The sequence below is a fragment of the Rhizobium terricola genome, from assembly GCF_012927355.1.
Lineage (GTDB): Bacteria > Pseudomonadota > Alphaproteobacteria > Rhizobiales > Rhizobiaceae > Allorhizobium > Allorhizobium terricola.
This window is the reverse complement of the sequence record NZ_JABBGK010000009.1, coordinates 33,582-51,028: the sequence shown is the minus strand read 5'-3', so window position 1 is coordinate 51,028 and position 17,447 is coordinate 33,582. Positions and strand designations below refer to the sequence as shown.

At 65.5% G+C, this 17,447-nt stretch carries 18 protein-coding genes; 14 read left to right on the top strand and 4 right to left on the bottom strand.

Going from position 1 to position 17,447, the window contains the following annotated elements:
• Positions 1 to 11: 11 nt before the first annotated feature.
• From HHL25_RS22185 to HHL25_RS22150, 8 genes are all read left to right on the top strand, one after another.
• Positions 12 to 2,441, top strand: a complete 2,430-nt coding sequence (locus HHL25_RS22185) for a putative monovalent cation/H+ antiporter subunit A (protein WP_169595421.1) — start codon at positions 12 to 14, stop codon at positions 2,439 to 2,441.
• Positions 2,438 to 2,857: a Na+/H+ antiporter subunit B gene (locus HHL25_RS22180; protein ID WP_169595420.1), complete on the top strand. Its 420-nt coding sequence runs from the start codon at positions 2,438 to 2,440 to the stop codon at positions 2,855 to 2,857. The genes HHL25_RS22185 and HHL25_RS22180 overlap by 4 nt, the downstream gene beginning before the upstream one ends.
• A complete protein-coding gene (locus tag HHL25_RS22175; protein ID WP_169595419.1) occupies positions 2,857 to 3,234 on the top strand; it encodes a Na+/H+ antiporter subunit C in 378 nt (125 codons plus the stop codon). Before HHL25_RS22180 ends, HHL25_RS22175 begins: the two co-directional genes overlap by 1 nt.
• Positions 3,235 to 3,486: 252 nt before the next feature.
• Positions 3,487 to 5,055 (top strand): Na+/H+ antiporter subunit D, encoded by a 1,569-nt coding sequence (locus HHL25_RS22170; RefSeq protein ID WP_169595418.1) that lies wholly within the window; start codon positions 3,487 to 3,489, stop codon positions 5,053 to 5,055.
• Positions 5,052 to 5,525, top strand: a complete 474-nt coding sequence (locus tag HHL25_RS22165; RefSeq protein WP_169595417.1) for a Na+/H+ antiporter subunit E — start codon at positions 5,052 to 5,054, stop codon at positions 5,523 to 5,525. Before HHL25_RS22170 ends, HHL25_RS22165 begins: the two co-directional genes overlap by 4 nt.
• Positions 5,522 to 5,896 (top strand): cation:proton antiporter, encoded by a 375-nt coding sequence (locus tag HHL25_RS22160; RefSeq protein WP_169595416.1) that lies wholly within the window; start codon positions 5,522 to 5,524, stop codon positions 5,894 to 5,896. Before HHL25_RS22165 ends, HHL25_RS22160 begins: the two co-directional genes overlap by 4 nt.
• Positions 5,893 to 6,231, top strand: coding sequence for a monovalent cation/H(+) antiporter subunit G (gene mnhG / locus HHL25_RS22155; protein WP_169595415.1), 339 nt, complete (start codon positions 5,893 to 5,895; stop codon positions 6,229 to 6,231). The genes HHL25_RS22160 and mnhG overlap by 4 nt, the downstream gene beginning before the upstream one ends.
• 472 nt (positions 6,232 to 6,703) lie before the next feature.
• Entirely contained in the window at positions 6,704 to 7,132 is a 429-nt protein-coding gene (locus HHL25_RS22150) for a MucR family transcriptional regulator (protein ID WP_169595414.1), read from the top strand.
• Between the two features lie 169 nt (positions 7,133 to 7,301).
• Here HHL25_RS22150 and HHL25_RS22145 read toward each other — a convergent pair whose 3' ends face one another.
• Complete coding sequence (locus HHL25_RS22145) at positions 7,302 to 8,039, bottom strand: hypothetical protein (protein ID WP_169595413.1); 738 nt, start codon at positions 8,037 to 8,039, stop codon at positions 7,302 to 7,304.
• A 410-nt stretch (positions 8,040 to 8,449) separates the two neighbouring features.
• Between HHL25_RS22145 and HHL25_RS22140 the strand changes: the two genes are divergently transcribed.
• Positions 8,450 to 8,863 carry a helix-turn-helix domain-containing protein gene (locus HHL25_RS22140; protein ID WP_169595412.1) on the top strand — a complete coding sequence of 138 codons (414 nt, stop codon included), beginning with the start codon at positions 8,450 to 8,452 and terminating at the stop codon, positions 8,861 to 8,863.
• Positions 8,860 to 9,672, top strand: a complete 813-nt coding sequence (locus tag HHL25_RS22135; protein ID WP_169595411.1) for a DUF6456 domain-containing protein — start codon at positions 8,860 to 8,862, stop codon at positions 9,670 to 9,672. Before HHL25_RS22140 ends, HHL25_RS22135 begins: the two co-directional genes overlap by 4 nt.
• Before the next feature lie 29 nt (positions 9,673 to 9,701).
• On the opposite strand, the gene HHL25_RS22130 is transcribed toward HHL25_RS22135, so the two are convergent.
• Both HHL25_RS22130 and HHL25_RS22125 read right to left on the bottom strand, forming a co-directional pair.
• The gene (locus HHL25_RS22130; RefSeq protein WP_169595410.1) at positions 9,702 to 10,118 is read right to left on the bottom strand and encodes a SufE family protein; all 417 of its coding nucleotides are present in this window, start codon (positions 10,116 to 10,118) and stop codon (positions 9,702 to 9,704) included.
• A 380-nt stretch (positions 10,119 to 10,498) separates the two neighbouring features.
• On the bottom strand, positions 10,499 to 10,924 hold the full coding sequence (locus HHL25_RS22125) for a DUF5330 domain-containing protein (protein ID WP_169595409.1): 426 nt from the start codon (positions 10,922 to 10,924) through the stop codon (positions 10,499 to 10,501).
• 474 nt (positions 10,925 to 11,398) lie between these two features.
• Here HHL25_RS22125 and HHL25_RS22120 point away from each other — a divergent pair, with 474 nt between their 5' ends.
• From HHL25_RS22120 to HHL25_RS22110, 3 genes are all read left to right on the top strand, one after another.
• Positions 11,399 to 12,934, top strand: a complete 1,536-nt coding sequence (locus HHL25_RS22120) for a sensor histidine kinase (protein ID WP_205927982.1) — start codon at positions 11,399 to 11,401, stop codon at positions 12,932 to 12,934.
• Entirely contained in the window at positions 12,906 to 13,898 is a 993-nt protein-coding gene (locus tag HHL25_RS22115; RefSeq protein ID WP_169595407.1) for a peptidoglycan-binding domain-containing protein, read from the top strand. The genes HHL25_RS22120 and HHL25_RS22115 overlap by 29 nt, the downstream gene beginning before the upstream one ends.
• A 132-nt stretch (positions 13,899 to 14,030) precedes the next feature.
• Positions 14,031 to 15,476 (top strand): methyl-accepting chemotaxis protein, encoded by a 1,446-nt coding sequence (locus tag HHL25_RS22110; protein ID WP_169595489.1) that lies wholly within the window; start codon positions 14,031 to 14,033, stop codon positions 15,474 to 15,476.
• A 4-nt stretch (positions 15,477 to 15,480) separates the two neighbouring features.
• Here the strand turns inward: HHL25_RS22110 and HHL25_RS22105 are convergent, their stop codons facing one another.
• Positions 15,481 to 15,966 carry a hypothetical protein gene (locus HHL25_RS22105; protein WP_169595406.1) on the bottom strand — a complete coding sequence of 162 codons (486 nt, stop codon included), beginning with the start codon at positions 15,964 to 15,966 and terminating at the stop codon, positions 15,481 to 15,483.
• A 368-nt stretch (positions 15,967 to 16,334) separates the two neighbouring features.
• Here HHL25_RS22105 and HHL25_RS22100 point away from each other — a divergent pair, with 368 nt between their 5' ends.
• Positions 16,335 to 17,399: a glycoside hydrolase family 25 protein gene (locus tag HHL25_RS22100; RefSeq protein WP_169595405.1), complete on the top strand. Its 1,065-nt coding sequence runs from the start codon at positions 16,335 to 16,337 to the stop codon at positions 17,397 to 17,399.
• Positions 17,400 to 17,447 lie beyond the last annotated feature (48 nt).

Below are 17,447 nucleotides of genomic sequence, written 5' to 3'. Positions count from 1 at the left end.
CAGGGATGGGCATGCTCAACGACGTCGCCGGACTGACATTGACGGCAATGCTTCTGCCCTTTGCCGGCGCGCTGCTGGCCCCTGTCGTGACCGCCCGTCTTGGTGCCGGCGCCGCCTGGCTGCTGGCGCTCGCGCCGCTCGCCGCCTTTGTCCATTTCCTCCGTTTCGTCCCCGAGATCGCCAATGGCGAGGTCGTCACCGGCGGCTATGCCTGGGTGCCGAGCCTGAGCCTTTCCTTTTCGTGGTATCTCGACGGCCTGTCGCTCACCTTCGCGCTGCTGATCACCGGTATCGGAACGCTGATCGTGCTTTATGCGGGCGGCTACCTGAAGGGCCATCCGCATCACGGCCGCTTCTTCTCCTTCATCCTGATGTTCATGGGCGCCATGCTCGGCGTCGTGGTGTCCGACAGCTTCCTGATGCTCTTCGTCTTCTGGGAGCTGACTTCGATCACCTCCTTCCTGCTGATCGGCTTCGACCATGAGCGCGAGGCCTCGCGCCGCGCCGCCCTTCAGGCCCTCGTCGTCACCGGCGGGGGAGGGCTGCTGCTGCTCGCAGGCCTCTTCTTCATCTGGAACATCACTGGCGTCACCCAGCTCTCGCTGCTCCTGCATTCGGGCGAGCTTTTGCGCCAGAGCCCGTTCTATGCCGCGGCCCTCTTCCTCGTGCTCGGCGGCGCCTTCACCAAGTCGGCGCAGTTCCCCTTCCATTTCTGGCTGCCCAACGCCATGGAGGCGCCGACCCCGGTTTCCGCCTACCTGCATTCGGCGACCATGGTGAAGGCGGGCGTCTACCTGCTGATGCGGCTCAATCCGGTGATGGGGGCGACCCCCGCCTGGGAGATCCTGCTGCCCTTCTTCGGCGGCATCACGCTGCTCGTGGGCGCGAGCCTTGCGATCCGCCAGACAGACCTGAAGCTGATGCTCGCCTATACGACGGTCGCCTCGCTCGGGCTCCTCGTGCTCTTGACCGGCTTCGGCTCGCCTTATGCGGTCGAGGCGGCGGTGCTCTATCTGGTCGCCCATTCGCTGTTCAAGGGTGCGCTCTTCATGGTCGCCGGCATCATCGACCACGAGGCCGGCACCCGCGACGTGACGAGGCTTGGCGGGCTGCGCGCCGCGATGCCGCTCACCTTCCTGTCCGCCCTCTTCGCCGCCGTTTCGATGGCCGGCCTGCCGCCCTTCTTCGGCTTCCTCGCCAAGGAGGAGATCTATGCCGCACTCGCCGGCCCCGATCCGCGCGCCATCGTCTTCACCGGGGTGGCGATCGCCGGCAATGCGCTGATGTTTGCGATTGCCTTCGCCGTGGCGCTGAAACCCTTCCTCGGCCCGAAGGTCGCGACGGCGAAACAGGCCCATGAAGGCCCGGTCCTGCTCTGGCTCGGCCCGCTCGTGCTGTCGATCCTGGGGCTCTGCGCCGCGATCTTCTCCGGCCCCTTCCATGCCGCCGTGTCCTCGCCGATGGCGAGCGCCGTCGCCGGAAAGCCGGAAGCCGTGACGATCAGCCTCGTGCCGCATCTCGGTCTGCCGCTCGCGCTTTCGGCGCTGACGGTGATCGTGGGCGTTGCGATCTATCTCGGCCTTGCCCGTGCGCGGGCCCTGATGGTGCGCCTGCTCGACATCCTCGGCCCCGGTCCTGACCGCGGCTTCGACCATTTCGTCGCCGGCCTCGTCCGCCTCTCCTTCGCCGTCACGCGCTTCGTGCAGAACGGCCGCCTCGAGGTCTATGTCACCTTCACCTTCTTCCTGCTGGCCCTCGTGCTGCTGGTCCCGCCCTTCGTCTACGGCGAGCTTCCGGCGATGCCCGCCTGGCCGGCCGAACTGCGCTTCCACGAGGCCTCGTTCTTCGTCATCGCGCTGGTCGGCGTCGCCGCCGTGCTGGCCGCCCGCGACCGCCTGACGGCGATCGTCTCCCTCGGCATCCAGGGATTTGCCGTGGCCGTGCTCTTCCTGCTCTTCGGCGCGCCGGACCTGTCGTTTACCCAGTTCATGGTCGAGACCCTTTCGGTCGTCATCCTGGCGCTGGTGATGACCCGCATCAGGCTGTCGCCGAGCGACCATCGCGCCCTGCCGGAACTGCTGATCGATGCGCCGATCGCCATTGCCGCCGGCCTCGGTTTCGCGCTGATGCTCCTGAAGTCGACGCAAGTGCCCTTCGACACGGCGCTCACCGACTTCTTCAACACCTATTCCAAGGTGATCGCCCACGGCGCCAACGTGGTCAACGTCATCATCGTCGACTTCCGCGGCACCGACACGCTCGGCGAGATCGCCGTGGTGATGATCACCGGCCTCGCCATCCTCGCCCTGATCCGCATCCGCGTCGTGCCCGTCGCGCCGGCGCAGAAGACGGTCGCCGCCCTCAAGGGCGAGGGCAAAGGCAAGACCAAGGGCCCGGGGCAGGGCCATGGGAAGAGCCAGGGGAAGGAGCTGTCGAAATGAACACGGTCATCTTCCGCACTTTCGCCCCCTTCATCACCGCGCTGATGCTGCTCTTCTCGATCTTCGTGCTGCTGCGCGGCCACAACGAACCGGGCGGTGGCTTCATCGGCGGGCTGATCGCCGCCTCCGGCTTCGCCATCTTTGGCATTGCCTTCGGCGTTCAGGCGGTTCGCCGGGCACTCTGGTTCCACCCGATGTCGATCGCGGGCGCCGGCCTGCTGCTCGCCACGCTCTCCGGCCTTCTCTCGGCGGTGTTCGGGGTTCCCTTCATGACCGGCCTCTGGGTCTATCCGCATATCTTCGGGGTCGAGGTTCCGCTCGCCACCGTGATGTCCTTCGACGTCGGCGTCTATCTGGTCGTGGTCGGGGCGATCACCTCGATCGCCCTGGCACTCGAGGAAAGGGACGACGGCTGATGGAAGTCCTGTTCTCCGGCCTGGTCGGCATCTTCTTTGCCGCCGCACTCTATCTGATGATGTCGAAACACATCGTCCGCGTGCTGCTCGGCGTCGCCCTGCTCGGCAATGCCGTCAACCTTCTGCTCTTCACCGCCGGGCGCCTGACGCGCGAGGTGCCGCCGATCATCCCGAAAGGCGCCGACACCCTTGCCGCCGGCGCCGCCAACCCGCTGCCGCAGGCCCTCATCCTGACCGCGATCGTGATTTCCTTCTCCTTCTTCTGCTTCCTGCTGGTGCTCACCTACCGCGCCTATCAGGACCTCGGCACCGACGACACGACGGCCATGCGCGTCGCCGAACCGAAGTCCGAACCGCTGCCGCCGATGGGATATTGAGCGCATGATGACGGATCCTTCGACATTGCCCTTTGACTTCGCCGTTCGCCGTTGCGTTGGCACCCCCCTCTGGCCTGCCGGCCATCTCCCCCTCAAGGGGGGAGATCGGACCGTGGCTGCCGCCGTGCCGCGGAACACTCGTGGGGCCAGACCTTCAGTCCTGCCGTTTCGGAAATCGTGGCGTGGGCGCGTCCTGGAGATCTCCCCCCTTGAGGGGGAGATGCCCGGCAGGGCAGAGGGGGGTATCAACTAGTGGCCTCGTCGACCCCCGTCGATCTCTCCCATGCCCTCGTCATGGAGCCGACCGGCGCCGAATGGCTGACCATCCTGCCGGTCGCGATCGGGCTGGGCTGCGGCGCGCTGCTGATGATGCTGCGCTATTCGACGCGCCTTCATCCGCTCATCGCGATCATCGGCCTTGCGGTCATGGTCCTCGTCGATCTGCTACTGGTCGGCCGCGTGATCGCGGCCGGTCCCGTCACCATGATGATGGGCCGCTGGCTGCCGCCCTTCGGCATTGCCTTCACCGTCGACCTCACCGGCGCGCTGCTGGCGCTGACGGCCGCCCTTGCCGCCCTTGCCGGCGCCATCTACGCCCTTCGGGACATTGATGCGAGCGGCCGGCGCTACGGTTTCTATCCCTTCCTGATGGTGATGATGGCCGGCGTATCCGGCGCCTTCCTGACCGGCGACATCTTCAACCTCTATGTCTGGTTCGAGGTCCTGCTGATCTCCTCCTTCGGCCTGCTGGTGCTGGGCTCTGAGCGCGAGCAGATCGACGGCGCCGTGAAATATGCGGTGCTGAACCTGATCGGCACGACGCTCTTCCTGATCTCGGTCGGCTATCTCTATGCGATCTTCGGCACGCTCAACATGGCCGACATCGCGACGAAGGCCGGGGACCTGCGCGAGACGGCGCCGCTGATGACGCTTGCCGCGCTGTTCCTGCTGGCCTTCGGCATGAAGGCGGCGGCCTTCCCGGTCAATTTCTGGCTGCCCGCCTCCTACCACACGCCCCGTGTCGTGGTGTCCGCCCTGTTTGCCGGACTTTTGACCAAGGTCGGCGTCTATGCGCTGCTGAGGACCATGGTCATGCTGCTGCCGGTCGAGCGCGAGGCCCTGAGCCTCGTCATCGCGGTCGCGGCCGCGCTCACCATGGTGCTCGGCGCCATGGGCGCGCTTGCCCAGTCCGACATTCGCCGCTTCCTCGGCTTCGTCGTCGTCTCCGGCATCGGCTCCATGCTGGCCGGTGTCGCGATCGCCGGCATTGCCGGCCTTTCCGCGGCGATCTTCTACGCCCTGCATTCGATCCTGCTGATGACGGCGCTTTATCTGGTCTCGGGCGAGGTGGCGCGCCGCGCCGGTTCCTATCGGCTGCATGAGGTCGCGGGCCTCTGGGCCGCAGCGCCCTGGTTCTCGGGCCTGTCGCTTGCGCTCTTCCTCGCCGGCTCCGGCCTGCCGCCCTTTTCCGGCTTCTGGCCCAAGGCCATGCTGGTCAAGGCCTCGCTCGACATCGGCGCCTGGTGGCTGGCCGGCGCGATCCTTCTGTCGGGCTTCCTGACCACAATCGCCTTCGGCCGGCTCTTCCTGCTCGCCTACTGGCGCCCGGCGGCGGGCGAGGGCGGGAGTTCGGCCGCAGCCGTGACTGTCGATCGCTCCAGCCCTGCCGCCATGCTGCCGATCGTCGCCCTGACGGTGCTGATCGTCTGGTTCGGCTTTTTCCCCGAGGCGCTGGTCGATCTCAGCCAGCAGGCGGCGACCGGTCTTGCCGATCCGACCGCCTACTACCATTCCGTCTTCCCGAATGGAGGCCGGCCATGATCCTTTATGCGATCAATCTCCTGATGGCGATCGTCTGGGCCGCCGTCACCGGCAGCGCCTCGCTGCACAACCTGATCTTCGGTTTCCTGCTCTCGACCCTGACACTGGGCCTGATCCGCGAGCAGATCAACGGCACCGGCTATATTCGCCGCGTGCTGAAGATCGCCTCGCTTGCCTGGCTGTTCTTCGTCGAACTGGCGAAGTCGGCCTGGAAAGTCGCCCTCATGGTGGTGAGCCCGAAGCTCGAGATCAAGCCGGGGATCTTCGCCTATCCACTGACCGTCACCCGCGATTTCGAGATCACCCTGCTCGCCAACCTCATCACGCTCACCCCGGGCACGCTTTCGGTCGACGTCTCCGATGACAGGAAGACGCTCTACGTGCATGCCATCGATTGCTCCGACCTGGCGGGTGCCCGCCGCGACATCGCCGAGGGCTTCGAGCGCAAGATCCGGGAGGCCTTCGAATGAGCGGACCCGAAACCATCATCCAGGTCGCCTGCCATGCTGCCTTGGTGATCCTCGGCATCGCCTTCCTCGCCACGGTCTACCGCGTGGTGAAGGGGCCGACGCTGCCCGACCGGGTGCTGGCGCTCGACATGCTGGTCGGCATTGCCATCGGCTTCATCGGCGTCATTGCCATCCGCACCGGCTACACGCTCTACATCGACATCGCGATTGCGCTCGGCCTCGTCGGCTTCCTGGCGACGATCGCCTTCGCCCGCTTCATCCTGGCGCGGGGAATCGGGGGCGAGCGTCCGAACGAGGATGGTTCGGTGCTGGGCAGGGACATGCAAAGACACAATGCCCGAACCAGGGGGCACAGGGGAGGGCGCCGATGATCGCTTATGCCGTGGCCCTTTTCACCGCCATTCTGATCGTCGGCGGCGCGCTTTTTGCGCTCGTTGCCGCAATCGGGATCAACCGGCTGCCCGATCTCTACACCCGCATGCATGCCGCCTCGAAGGCCGGCACGGTCGGCTCCGGGCTCATTCTGCTCGCGGTCGGCTTCCATGCCGCGGATCTGGCGATCTTCAGCCGCGCGCTCGCCGGCTTTTTCTTCTTCGTCCTCACTGCGCCGGTGTCCGCCCATCTGCTGGCCAAGGCGGCCCATCAGGTCGGCTATCGCCTGTCCTCGATCTCGGTCGTGGATGACCTGAAGGACAGTGAAGGATAGTCTGCCGGATAGTTGACGGTTAAAGTACATTGCCGAAGCAAGCGTCGGATTCTGGCGCAATTCCTGCTTTTTTGTAGGTGCATTGTGAGAATTGTTCGCATTAGGCAAACAAGTTTTGCCGCCGTCACCCCATATTTGGTGAAAAATATTAAGTGGACTTTTGGCCGAATGGTGCTAATCGAGTTAGCTGAGCACTGATCTTGAAAAATCTGGCTTCTCACGCGGTTGCTTCAATCTCTGAGCCGATACTTGTATTCGCAAGTGCTGTGTCGGACCGGCGATTGACAGGGAAGACAGCCTGTAAATCAGGATCTGACGGAACAAGTTTCGGTGCGTTCTGCCGGGATCTAGGGGTGGATTCCATGTCGGCGACGACGAGGCGGAGCGCATTTGGCCTTTTTCCAGGGCTTGACGAGCGGTGCCGCGCGAAGATGCCGGTGCCTGGCAAGGACTGTTGAACAGGAGTGTCGAAATGACAGAGAACGCGCATGGCCAGAGCCATGATCTGCTGGTGGAACTGACCGCAGACATCGTGGCGGCCTATGTGAGCCATCATGTGGTACCCGTTGGTGACCTCGCCAATCTGATTGCCGATGTGCATTCGGCATTGAGCAATACGGCAACCCCAGCCCCGACCGTTTCGGTCATCGAAAAGCAGAAACCGGCTGTCGCGGTGCGCAAGTCGGTCCAGGACGACCAGATCATCTGCCTCGAATGCGGCGGCGCCTTCAAGTCGCTGAAGCGTCACCTGATGACCCACCACAGTCTCGGCCCGGAAGAATACCGCGAAAAGTGGGATCTGCCGGTCGACTACCCGATGGTGGCCCCGGCCTATGCCGAAGCGCGCTCGCGCCTCGCCAAGGAAATGGGCCTCGGCCAGCGCCGCAAGCGCGGCAAGTGACCGGATCCCGGTCGCCGGCGTCAGCCGCCGCGACCGCCGGAACGTTCGAAACCGGGCCTCGCGGCCCGGTTTTTTGTTGCGCGGTTTCGGGCGGGCTGGCGATGCCGGTCGGGTTGCCGGCACGGTGTTCACCCGAGAGGCCGGCCATCCGACCCAGTGGCGGGTGGTCTCAGGGCTGGAAATCCTGTCCCGCGGCAAGGGTGTCGATCATCGTGAGCAACCCGGCCTGGCCGCCATGGGCGTCCATCCAGTGCAGAACCCGGCACGCGGCATCGGCATAGATCATCGGGTCCTTGCCGGACAAGGGCGCCCATTGGTAGCCGCTGTCTGGAAGCGGCTTGCCGCTGTCGCGAACGCAGCGATCGGGCCCCGACGCGTTCTGTCTGAGGTATCGCCCGTCATTGGAAACGATCACGGCAACGCCCTCGTCGAACCAGGCCGGCAGCGCCGATGACATGATCTTCCACACGCCGACACGCCGATGCAACTCCACATGGGAGAATTCGTGGGTGATGATGACGGCGTTGAGGCCGCGGGGCGAAAGCCGGATGATGGTTCCAAAGGGCGTGGAATAGGCCATGGCGCGGGCGCCCCTTCCACCAAGGCGCCGGTCGCAATCCTCGCTGGAACAGGCTATGACGGTCGGATGCCCCGCAAAGGCCCCGAAGAACCCGCCGACAACGGCCCGCGAGGTCGAAATGTCGGCCTTGATCTGCTCCCGGATCGCCGGCGTCATGTCGGGATCGACCAAGAGCCCGGCGGCCACGCGCTCCAGTCCGTAGCAAGTCGGGCAGGCGGTCGCGGCGAGCGCGGGATAGGCATAAGACGTGGCCGCCGTGACGGCCACGGCCAGCATTGCCAATGCGGCCAGACCGTATCTGCCGCCTCGAGCCAGACCTTTCTTCATGCTTCTCCTTCTGCGGGCCTTGCCCGGCATGCCTGGCGATGCGCGCCGCTTGCGCGGTGCATCACCCGGTCCAAGCGGCCGCGATCAAGTGCGATGACAAGTCGTGCGAAATTATGTCCTGCGGTCGGCGGTTCGACTCGAAGGCAATCGGCCATGGAACGCACCGGCCCCATGATGACCTCGACGAACACCGTCAGGTTCGCCGGCTGGAGAACGGCTGGTTCAGGCGTTGAAGTGATCGCCGAGGTCGTGGTTCGAGCCTTCGAAAGGAAGTAAATCCCAAACATCACCAACGTGTTTCGCCGCAAACGCTGTGGATGCCGAGAAAATTAAGAAATTTCTCGCTTCTCAAAATTCCCATGCTTCAAATAGGGTGTATGAATTAATTCCTATCAAACGGGAGTTGCCATATGCCGATCGAACCAACCAGCGCTTTGCTTGCCGTCTGCGGCTCTGTGTCCGCGGCAGATGCTCTTGTGCCGGCGGAGCCGTCGCCGGGTCTGAGTGAACGCCGCCTCGTCTGCATGGTGGTGCGCCAGCTCACCGCCGAACTGCTCGCCGTCTCTGGCACTGGAGACAAGCTGCGGAGCGACCGCCGGCGGGCCACCTGCCATCTGCGCCAGATCTCCATGTATGTCTGCCATGTCGCGCTCTCCATGCCCTATGGCGAGGTGGCGCTCGCCTTCGGCGTCGACCGCACGACGGTCAGCCACGCCTGCCACGTCGTCGAGGACCGGCGCGATGACGCCGGCTTCGACGCCTTCGTCTGCAGCATCGAGCGCATGGCCGATGCGGTCTGCATGCTGGCCGGGAGGACGCAATGACCGCGCCCGCGCTTGCCCCCGCTGAGCGCCGCATCCTGCTCCGGCTGCTGCGGCTCGCCCTCGGCGGCCCGCTCTCCGTCCGGCCCGGCACCGGGGCGCTGGTCTGCCTGGAGGGCGCCGCGGGTGTCCTGAAGGACGTTCCGGCCGCGGTCCTGCGCCGCGCCGTCGCCGATGGCCTGTTGCGGCGTGACGGCACGGCTCTCAGCGCCAGCGAGGGAACGGCCACCTATCTGCGGCGCGCCCTCGCCGAGCCCCAGGAAGAAGCCTTTGCCGAGCAGCATCGCGACACGACGGACGCCGTGCTCGTCGAGGACGGCATCCGCCACGCCGTCCGCCGCAACCTGGCCGAATCGCCGCTCTCCGCCCTGTCGCGGCTGAAAGACCGGGAAGGGCGCCCCTGGCTGTCGGAAGAGGCATTTGCCGCCGGCGAACGCCTTGCCGCCGATTTCGAGCGGGGCGGCCTCCAGCCGCGCATCACCGCCACCTGGGAGCCTCGCCTGTCGAGCCGCGTGCCGGGGGCCGCCCCCGCGGCCGTCATCCTCGGCGACGCCGCGCTCGGTGCACGGATGCGTGTTACCGCGGCGATCGAGGCGCTCGGTCCCGAGCTTTCCGGTGTCGCCCTCGACATCTGCTGTTTCATGAAGGGATTGGAGACGGTGGAGCGTGAACGCCAGTGGCCGGCGCGCTCGGCCAAGCTGATGCTGCGCACCGCACTTCTGGCGCTTGCCCGCCACTATGCCCCGCCGCCGCCGGTTACCCGCCGCCGCCACGCCTGGGGTTCTGAGGGCTATCGGCCGGAAATCGGCTGACCACGGGAGATCGCCGAGAGCGCCGTCGCTCAGACCAGATGCCGCGCGGCTTCCTCGCGGATGCGCTGGATCATCGAGCGCAGGCCGTTGGCGCGCTGGGCCGACAGATGTTCGATGAGGCCGAGCCGGCCGAAAAGGTCGATCGCGTCGAAGGCGACGATGTCCGAGGCCCGTTTGCCGGAATAGGCAGCAAGCACGATGGCGACCAGCCCGCGCACGATATGCGCGTCCGAATCACCCGCAAGGTCGATCACCGGATCCGCGCCCTCATGCGGCCGGGTGGTGAGCCAGACCTGGCTGGCGCAGCCCTTGACCTTGTTCTCGGCCGTCTTGTCGGCGTCCGGCAGGTCCGGCAATGCCTTGCCCAGTTCCATGACGTAGCGCATCCGGTCTTCCCAGTCGTCCAGGAAGGCGAAGTCTTCGGTCATCTGCTCGAGTGTCGTCATGGGGCGCGTGCATTCGTTCCGGTTTCGAGAAGCCCGATATAGAGTAATTCCAGCAGAAGTGTGAAGCGGTTTTGCGTCCGGAATTACGTAAAAACAGAGAGATAGCGCATTCACGGCGCTTCAGTTTTCGCCGCTGACGTTGAACGCGATCCGCGCGCCTATTTGAACTGCCGCTGTGGACGAAAAAAAAGCCGCGAGGAGATGGCTTCCTCGCGGCTCGGCTAAGGGCCGAAGTTTCCTGTGGGACAGGCAGACAGGCCGCGGCGCGGCGGTTCCGAGGGACAACACGGAACCCATGCGCCGAAGCAAGGGGGGCAGGAGGCCGACCGTGTCGGGTGGCGGCCTTCGAAATTCGTCGGGTTACACGCGTCGGCGGCTTTTCAGGGCTTCGGCGGCGTGTAGGGCTTGGGGCCCTTTGCGGGGCGGGGGCTCGGAACGACCGTGCCGGTGGTGATGATGTCGGAGACGGTCGTCGGTTCGACCGGCTCGGCGGCGGCGAGGGCCGGCTTTGCAGCTTCCTCTGCCTCGTCGGCGAACTGGCTGTCGAGAAGCTGGTAGGCGACGAGGGCACCTTCGCGGGCTCGCTTGCCGAGCACGGTCAGCGTTTCCGCGCCCTTCTCGCACACTTCGGGTTTCTCCACGCAGATCGCGGAGAGATATTGATAGGCGCCCGTTGCAGCCGCGATTGCGTCGCCCACTTCGAGGCGCTGCTCACCGGCGGTCGGTTCGCTCGGCTGGCTGCCGAAGAAGGACAGCACCACCAGCGTCATGGAGCACCAGAACGTTCCCTTGATCAGAAACCACATCGTCTTCACCAATCCCTGTTTGCCCGCTCTTTGCCGGGCGGCGCCGGGTTCGTTCCCGGACTTGTGAGGGCAACCTAGCCGCGGGTTGCAAAGATCGCTTTTCAAAAACCACGGGTATTTGCTTCAAATTTTATCCAATTCTCGCCGGACGGCATTTGAACCGCCTTTGCTTCAAGTTTTAGCGGTCGCTGTTAAGCATAATTGTGGCGCCGCCCCGGCAATCCACCGGCTTTGCCGGGGGTGTGCGGACACAAAGATTAACGTAATCAGGAAAACACTGATAAATCCGCCGCTTACGTCCCGTTAACCACGTTTTCGAAAGCTCGCCGCAAGTGTCCTATTCTGGGTCTTTGGCGCCCTTTGGGGGGCCTCCGAGGGCCTCCCCTTATCTTTTCCTTAAGCGCGCCGGGCCTAATGTCGGCGCACGGAAATGAAACCGTTTCGCGAGTTTTGGGCGTGCAGGTATTGCGTAACATGGCTGACAGGACGAGGGCGATTCTCGATCGCGCTGCCGGCAGGTGCCTGGCACCGAGCGCGGGTGGCGAGCCGGTCGATCCGACCGAGGTCGCAGCCCTGCGCCGCCTGATGGGCGGCTTCCTTGCGCCGCTTCTCGTCGCCCCCTCCGCGCTCTCCTTCTATTATGGCGCCGCGATCGCCCTGCCGCTCGGCTTTGCCGTCGTCGTCTCGCTCTTCATGGTTTGCGCCGTGGCGCTGATCGCCGCCCATCGCGCCGCCCGGCCGAAGACCGAGGCGCCGCGGGCGTTCGACACCACCGCCGAACTCTCGCCCTTTGATGTCTGCCCGGGCCTTATTCTCGGGCTCGATCCCTCCGGTTATGTCCGCCAGGCCGGCGGCCGCGACCGCGACATGTTCCTCTCCTTCCTGCGCGAGCCCTTTGGCCGGCCCTTCGCCGAGCAGGTCCACGTCTCCGACCGCATCGCCTTCGTCCAGGCGCTCGACGAGCTGCGCCAGGGGGCCGATGCCGTCGTCATCGACCTGCGCCTCGACCGGCCGGTGCTCGGCCTCGACCAGGCCCAGTTCATGAATGTCCGCATGGATATGACCGCCACCCATGCCGTCGACGGCCGGCTCCTCGCGGTGCATGCCCAGATCCTCGACATTGCCGGCGAGATGTCGATCCGCGATACCGTGTCCCTGAAGGAAGACGAGGCCGCCGCCGCCCACGAGGCGAAGTCGCGCTTCCTCGCCGCCGTCAGCCACGAGCTGCGCACGCCGCTCAATGCCATCCTCGGTTTCTCCGACATCCTGGCCGGCGAATATTTCGGCAAGCTCGAAAACGACCGTCAGCGCGAATATGTCCAGCTGATCCGCCAGTCGGGCGCCCATCTGCTCTCGGTCGTCAATGCCATGCTCGACATGTCGAAGATCGAGGCCGGCCGCTACGAGCTGATGCTCGAGCACTTCATGATCGGCGACGCGGTTGCCGAATGCGAACAGATGCTGTCCTTGCAGGCCGCCAACAAGGGCGTCAAGCTGACCAGCCGCATCGCCCGCGGCCTCGGCGAAGTCTGCGCCGACGAGCGCGCCCTGCGCCAGGTGCTGATCAATCTGGTCGGCAATGCCATCAAGTTCACCGAAGCCGGCGGCTCCGTCATCATCGACGCCAGCCGTGAAGGTTCGGACCTCAAGATCGTCGTGTCCGACACCGGCATCGGCATCGCGCCGGAAAAGATGGCGCTGATCGGCCGGCCGTTCACCCAGATCCACGACGACCTGAGCCGCAACTACGAGGGCTCCGGCCTCGGCCTGTCGCTGGTCAAGGGCCTGACCGCCCTGCATGGCGGCACCTTCCGCATGGAGAGCCGTCCGGGCGAGGGCACGGTGGTCACCATCTGCCTGCCGGCCGACGGTTCGGGTGCTGCCGGCGATTTCGGCGGTGGAGAGAACATGGTCGAGTTTCCGCCGCGCTTGAAGTCGGCGGAAAAGCCGGCCACCATGGAGTGCGAGAAAGAGACTGTTTATGACGAAGCGAAAGCGAAAATCGCCTGAGAAGAAGCCGGCCTCGCCTGTGCCGGCCTTTCTTCTTGCGGGCATTGGCGCCTCTGCACGCCTCGTCGGCCGCTACCCGCGGTCGGTGGGCGGCATCGCTGCGTTCTGCGTGACCTTCGGCTTCATCGCCGCCAATGCGCTGTGGTACCAGCCGGGGCTGCATCCGTCGCCGCTGTTGCGCACCCGCGACGTCACCGATTTCAACGCGCTCGCCGGCGTATCGCGCAATCCGCTGCAGGCGAAGGACCCCGCGACCGTCACCACCTTCAAGATCGAGCGCGAGGCCGCACCGGCCGATGCCGGCGAGGCCTCGACGGGCGAAGTCGCTGCCGCCGAGGATGCCGCTCTCGCCCCGCCGCCGGAAACCACCGCTCTTGTCGTCGCCGTTCAGGGCGAACTCGCCCGGCTTGGCCTCTATGAGGGCGCGGCTGACGGTGTGATCGGCCCGCGCACCGAAAGCGCCGTCGCCCTGTTCCAGAAGTCGATCGGCCTCGAGGCGAACGGCCTCGTCAGCACCGAACTGCTCGCAGCGCTCAAGGAAGACACCCGCGTTACGGCCGCCGTGCCGCGCGAGCGCCCGAAGGAAGATCTGGATGCCGCCCAGCAGGCGCCCGATCCGGTTGCGGCTGCGATCCGCAGCGCCCAGAAGGTCGTGGTCACCGCGCCCGACCGCAAGGCGACGCCGCCAGCCGCGATCCCGGTCTCGGCACCCGCCGCTGCCGCCGCACCCGTCTCCGCTGCCCCCATTTCCGCGGCCCCCATTTCCGCGGCCGATGCCGCCCTTGTCATGGAGATCCAGCGCGGCCTCGCCAACATCGCCTATACCGACGTCAGCGTCGACGGCGTGGCCGGCGAACAGACCCGCGCCGCGATCCGCCGCTTCGAGCGCCACTACCGTCTTCCGGAAACCGGCGAGCCGAGCGAGAAGGTGCTGAAGAAGCTGCGCGACATCGGCGCACTTTGACGGATCTCAATGCCCGTTACAGGGCAGGGTTGTATTCGTGAATACGAAGCACTCTTACTTATTAGCATGTATGCAAATTCTTAATTCTGTTGGGGGATAGTCACAATTCGCGGGAGGATTGTGCCTATGACCATGTCGAATGCAGCTCTGACCACCGATTGGCAGCCTGAAGAGCAGCCCGATCGGGGCGTCGACGCTGACGCGCTGCGCGGGATCATCTCCAAGCTGGCCGACGAGGCGTCAACCCTCGGTATCGACCTCGTCGACATTGCCGGCGCGATCCAGGACGTGGCCGCCATGTCGAAGCGCCATGCGACTACCTTCGATGCCGTGACCCGCACCGCCCTTTCCATTGCCGAAACCAACAAGAATGTCGCTGCGTCGCTGCGCGAAACCGACGAGACTGCCGTCGAGGCCCGCCGCATGCTCGGCGAATCCTCTACCCGCCTGTCCGGCGCCGTCGACAAGATCGACCAGATGGTCGCCGCCTCCCAGGAGATCTCCACCGAGATCGGCACCTTCTCCGTCTCGCTGTCCAATGTCGACAAGGTGGCCGAGGAGATCGGCTCGATCGCCCGCCAGACCAACCTTCTCGCCCTCAATGCCGCGATCGAGGCAGCCCGCGCCGGTGAGGCCGGCAAGGGCTTTGCCGTCGTCGCCGCCGAAATCCGCGCGCTCGCGCTGCAGACCTCGCAGGCGACCGGTTCCATCCAGCAGACCTTGAACGAGATCCGCGGCAAGATCGGCCGCCTGTCGGAGGCCGGTCACGGCGCGAGTGAAAGCGCGCTCGGCGTGCGCGAGACCTCCCAGGCGATGAACAATTCCTTTGGCGCGATGGAGGCGGTCATCACCCGCATCCTCGATGGCTCCGGCACCATGGCACGGACCACCGATACGGTGGACCGCCAGTGCGCGGAATTCGTCGGCACGCTCAACACCATGGCCGGCGAGGTGTCGGAATCCGACACAGCCCTGCAGAATGCCGCAACCCGCGTCGACCGCGTGGTGGCGCTTTCGGAAACCCTGATCCAGCTCACCGCGTCTGCCGGCATCGAGACCGCCGACAGCCCCTGGATCGATGCGGCCTGTGACGTGGCGGCGCGGATCTCCGAAGCCTTCGAGAGGGGCGTGAGCGGCGGACGCATCGGCATGAGCGCGCTCTTCGACCGCAGCTACCGGCCGATCCCGGGCACCGATCCGGTGCAGATGATGGCGGCCTTCACCGAATTCACCGACCAGGTTCTGCCCGGCATCCTCGAGCCGGTGCTGACGCTCTCCGACCGCATCGGCTTCTGCGCCGCCGTCGACACCAATGGCTACCTGCCGACCCACAACAAGAAGTTCTCCGCGCCGCAGCGCCCGGGCGACGCCGTGTGGAACACCGCGAACTGCCGCAACCGCCGCATCTTCAACGATCGCGTCGGGCTCGCCGCCGGCCGTTCGACCGCGCCCTTCCTGGTCCAGACCTACCGCCGCGACATGGGCGGCGGCAATTTCGTCGTGATGAAGGACATCTCCGCCCCGATCACCGTCGGCGGCCGCCACTGGGGCGGTTTGAGGTTGGCGATCCGGGTCTAGTCTCCTACCACCCGTTGGCCAGGTCGATGTGCGCCTTGATCAGGTCCTTGAGCTCCGCGATCGCATCGATCACCAGTGAGGTAACCTTGGCAGCCGCATTCGCGATCGAACTCAGGACGGCATTGACCATGTCGAGCAGATAGGTCAGCGCCTTGCGCAGGCCTTTTCGCATCTTGTCGCCCATGGAAACAAGGCCTTTCAACTTCGACAGCAGGCCGTTGCCGATGAGGCGCGTCGCCTCGAGAGCGTCGGTCGCGATGTCGGAAATGCCCGCACGTGCGCGATTGAAGATGTTGTTTTCCCGCGCGTCGGTGAGTCCCAGTCGGACTGTCTCGATATCTTCCCCGAAATCCGGTTTGAAATCGAAGTCCTCGACGGTCTCGTAGAGAAGGTTCACGAGAAGTTGTTCGAGCTGCATGATGAATTCGTCGAGAAGCCCGCGCGGATCCTCGAAGGCGCGCTGGTCGAGATTGGCGAACTGGAACGGCATGGTGTCTTCCTCCTCCGGGTTCCGATTGCCGAGTTTAGCCCAGGACAACCTTCGGGCGAAAGCTACCCAAACGGGCCGGTCTTCAGGGCTTTCCCCGCCCGAAGAGGCGATGCCGGCCCCTCGGACGTCCGCCCTCCAGCGCCCCGTCGCGGTCGCGAGGGACGCCACCCCACGGGGCAGGGCGAGCCACGGATTGCGACAAAACGTGCAGGGTCGGGCCCGCGTGCAATGGCTTGCCCGACTGTCCCGCCGCGATCCGTAAAGATTGCATTTAGGTTTTGCCGGTAAGTTTCCGTTAGCAATTCGCCCCGGCCGACGGCTGAGGCGTGTTGAGCGTGTTCCCTTGTTTGTCTTGCGTGCGGGTAAAAATGCGTCTTACGGCTCTCCCAGCAATCCTCCTTGCCTGTCTGGCCGCCTCCGGCTGCGTGTCCGGTTCCGATCCCGAAAGCGCGTTTCTGCCGCAGCCTTCGCAGGAAAAGACCAGCGCGGTCGCGCCCCGCGCGCCGGTGCCGTCCGCCGAGATCGCCGGTACTGCGGCGCCGATGACCCCGCCCGCCACCGTTGCCGCCGCACCCGCGTCGCCAGCCCCCCACGAACTCGCCTGGGCCGGCGAAGTGCCCCAGCCGCAGGCCTTCACCGCGACCGCGATGACGGTCGGCATGCCGGTGCCGGAGGAAAAGCCGGTCGCCGCCCTCGTGCCGGCCGAACCCGCGGTGCTGACCATCCCGCAGAAGGGCGGCCGCGTCTATGCGCGCCAGTTCCGCGATGCCAAGCCGATCAATTTCGGCAAGCAGTCGCCGAAGAAGCTCGCCGTCCACGGCGTCGACGTCTCGCGCTGGCAGGGCGACATCGACTGGGCCAAGCTCCGCACCCAGGGCGCCAACTTCGCCTTCATCAAGGCGACCGACGGCGGCGACCATATCGACCCGATGTTCCGCACGAACTGGCGCAAGGCGAAAGACGCCGGCATCCGCCGCGGCGCCTATCACTTCTTCTATTGGTGCCGCACCGCCGGCGAACAGGCCGACTGGTTCATCCGCAACGTGCCGAAGGAAGCCGGCGCCCTGCCGCCGGTGATCGACGTCGAATACAACGGCGAATCGAGCTGCAAGCGCCGCGTCTCGCGCGAAAAGGTGCTGGAAAAGATGCAGGTCTTCATGGACAAGCTGGAGCGCCATTACGGCCAGCGCCCGATCATCTACACCGCGCCCGACTTCTACCGCGACAACCTGCGCGGCGCCTTCCCCAACCACCCCTTCTGGCTGCGCTCGGTCGCCGCCCATCCCTCCAAGGTCTATCCGGACCGCAAGTGGCTGTTCTGGCAGTATTCCGGCTCCGGCCTGTCGCACGGCGTCGACGAAAAGATCGACCTCAACGTCTTCAACGGCTCGGAAGCCCAGTGGCACAACTGGGTGGCGTCCAAGGCCGACTGAGCAGGGCGAGGGGACTGTCAGCGCGGATACGTGGAGTTCCGACAAAAA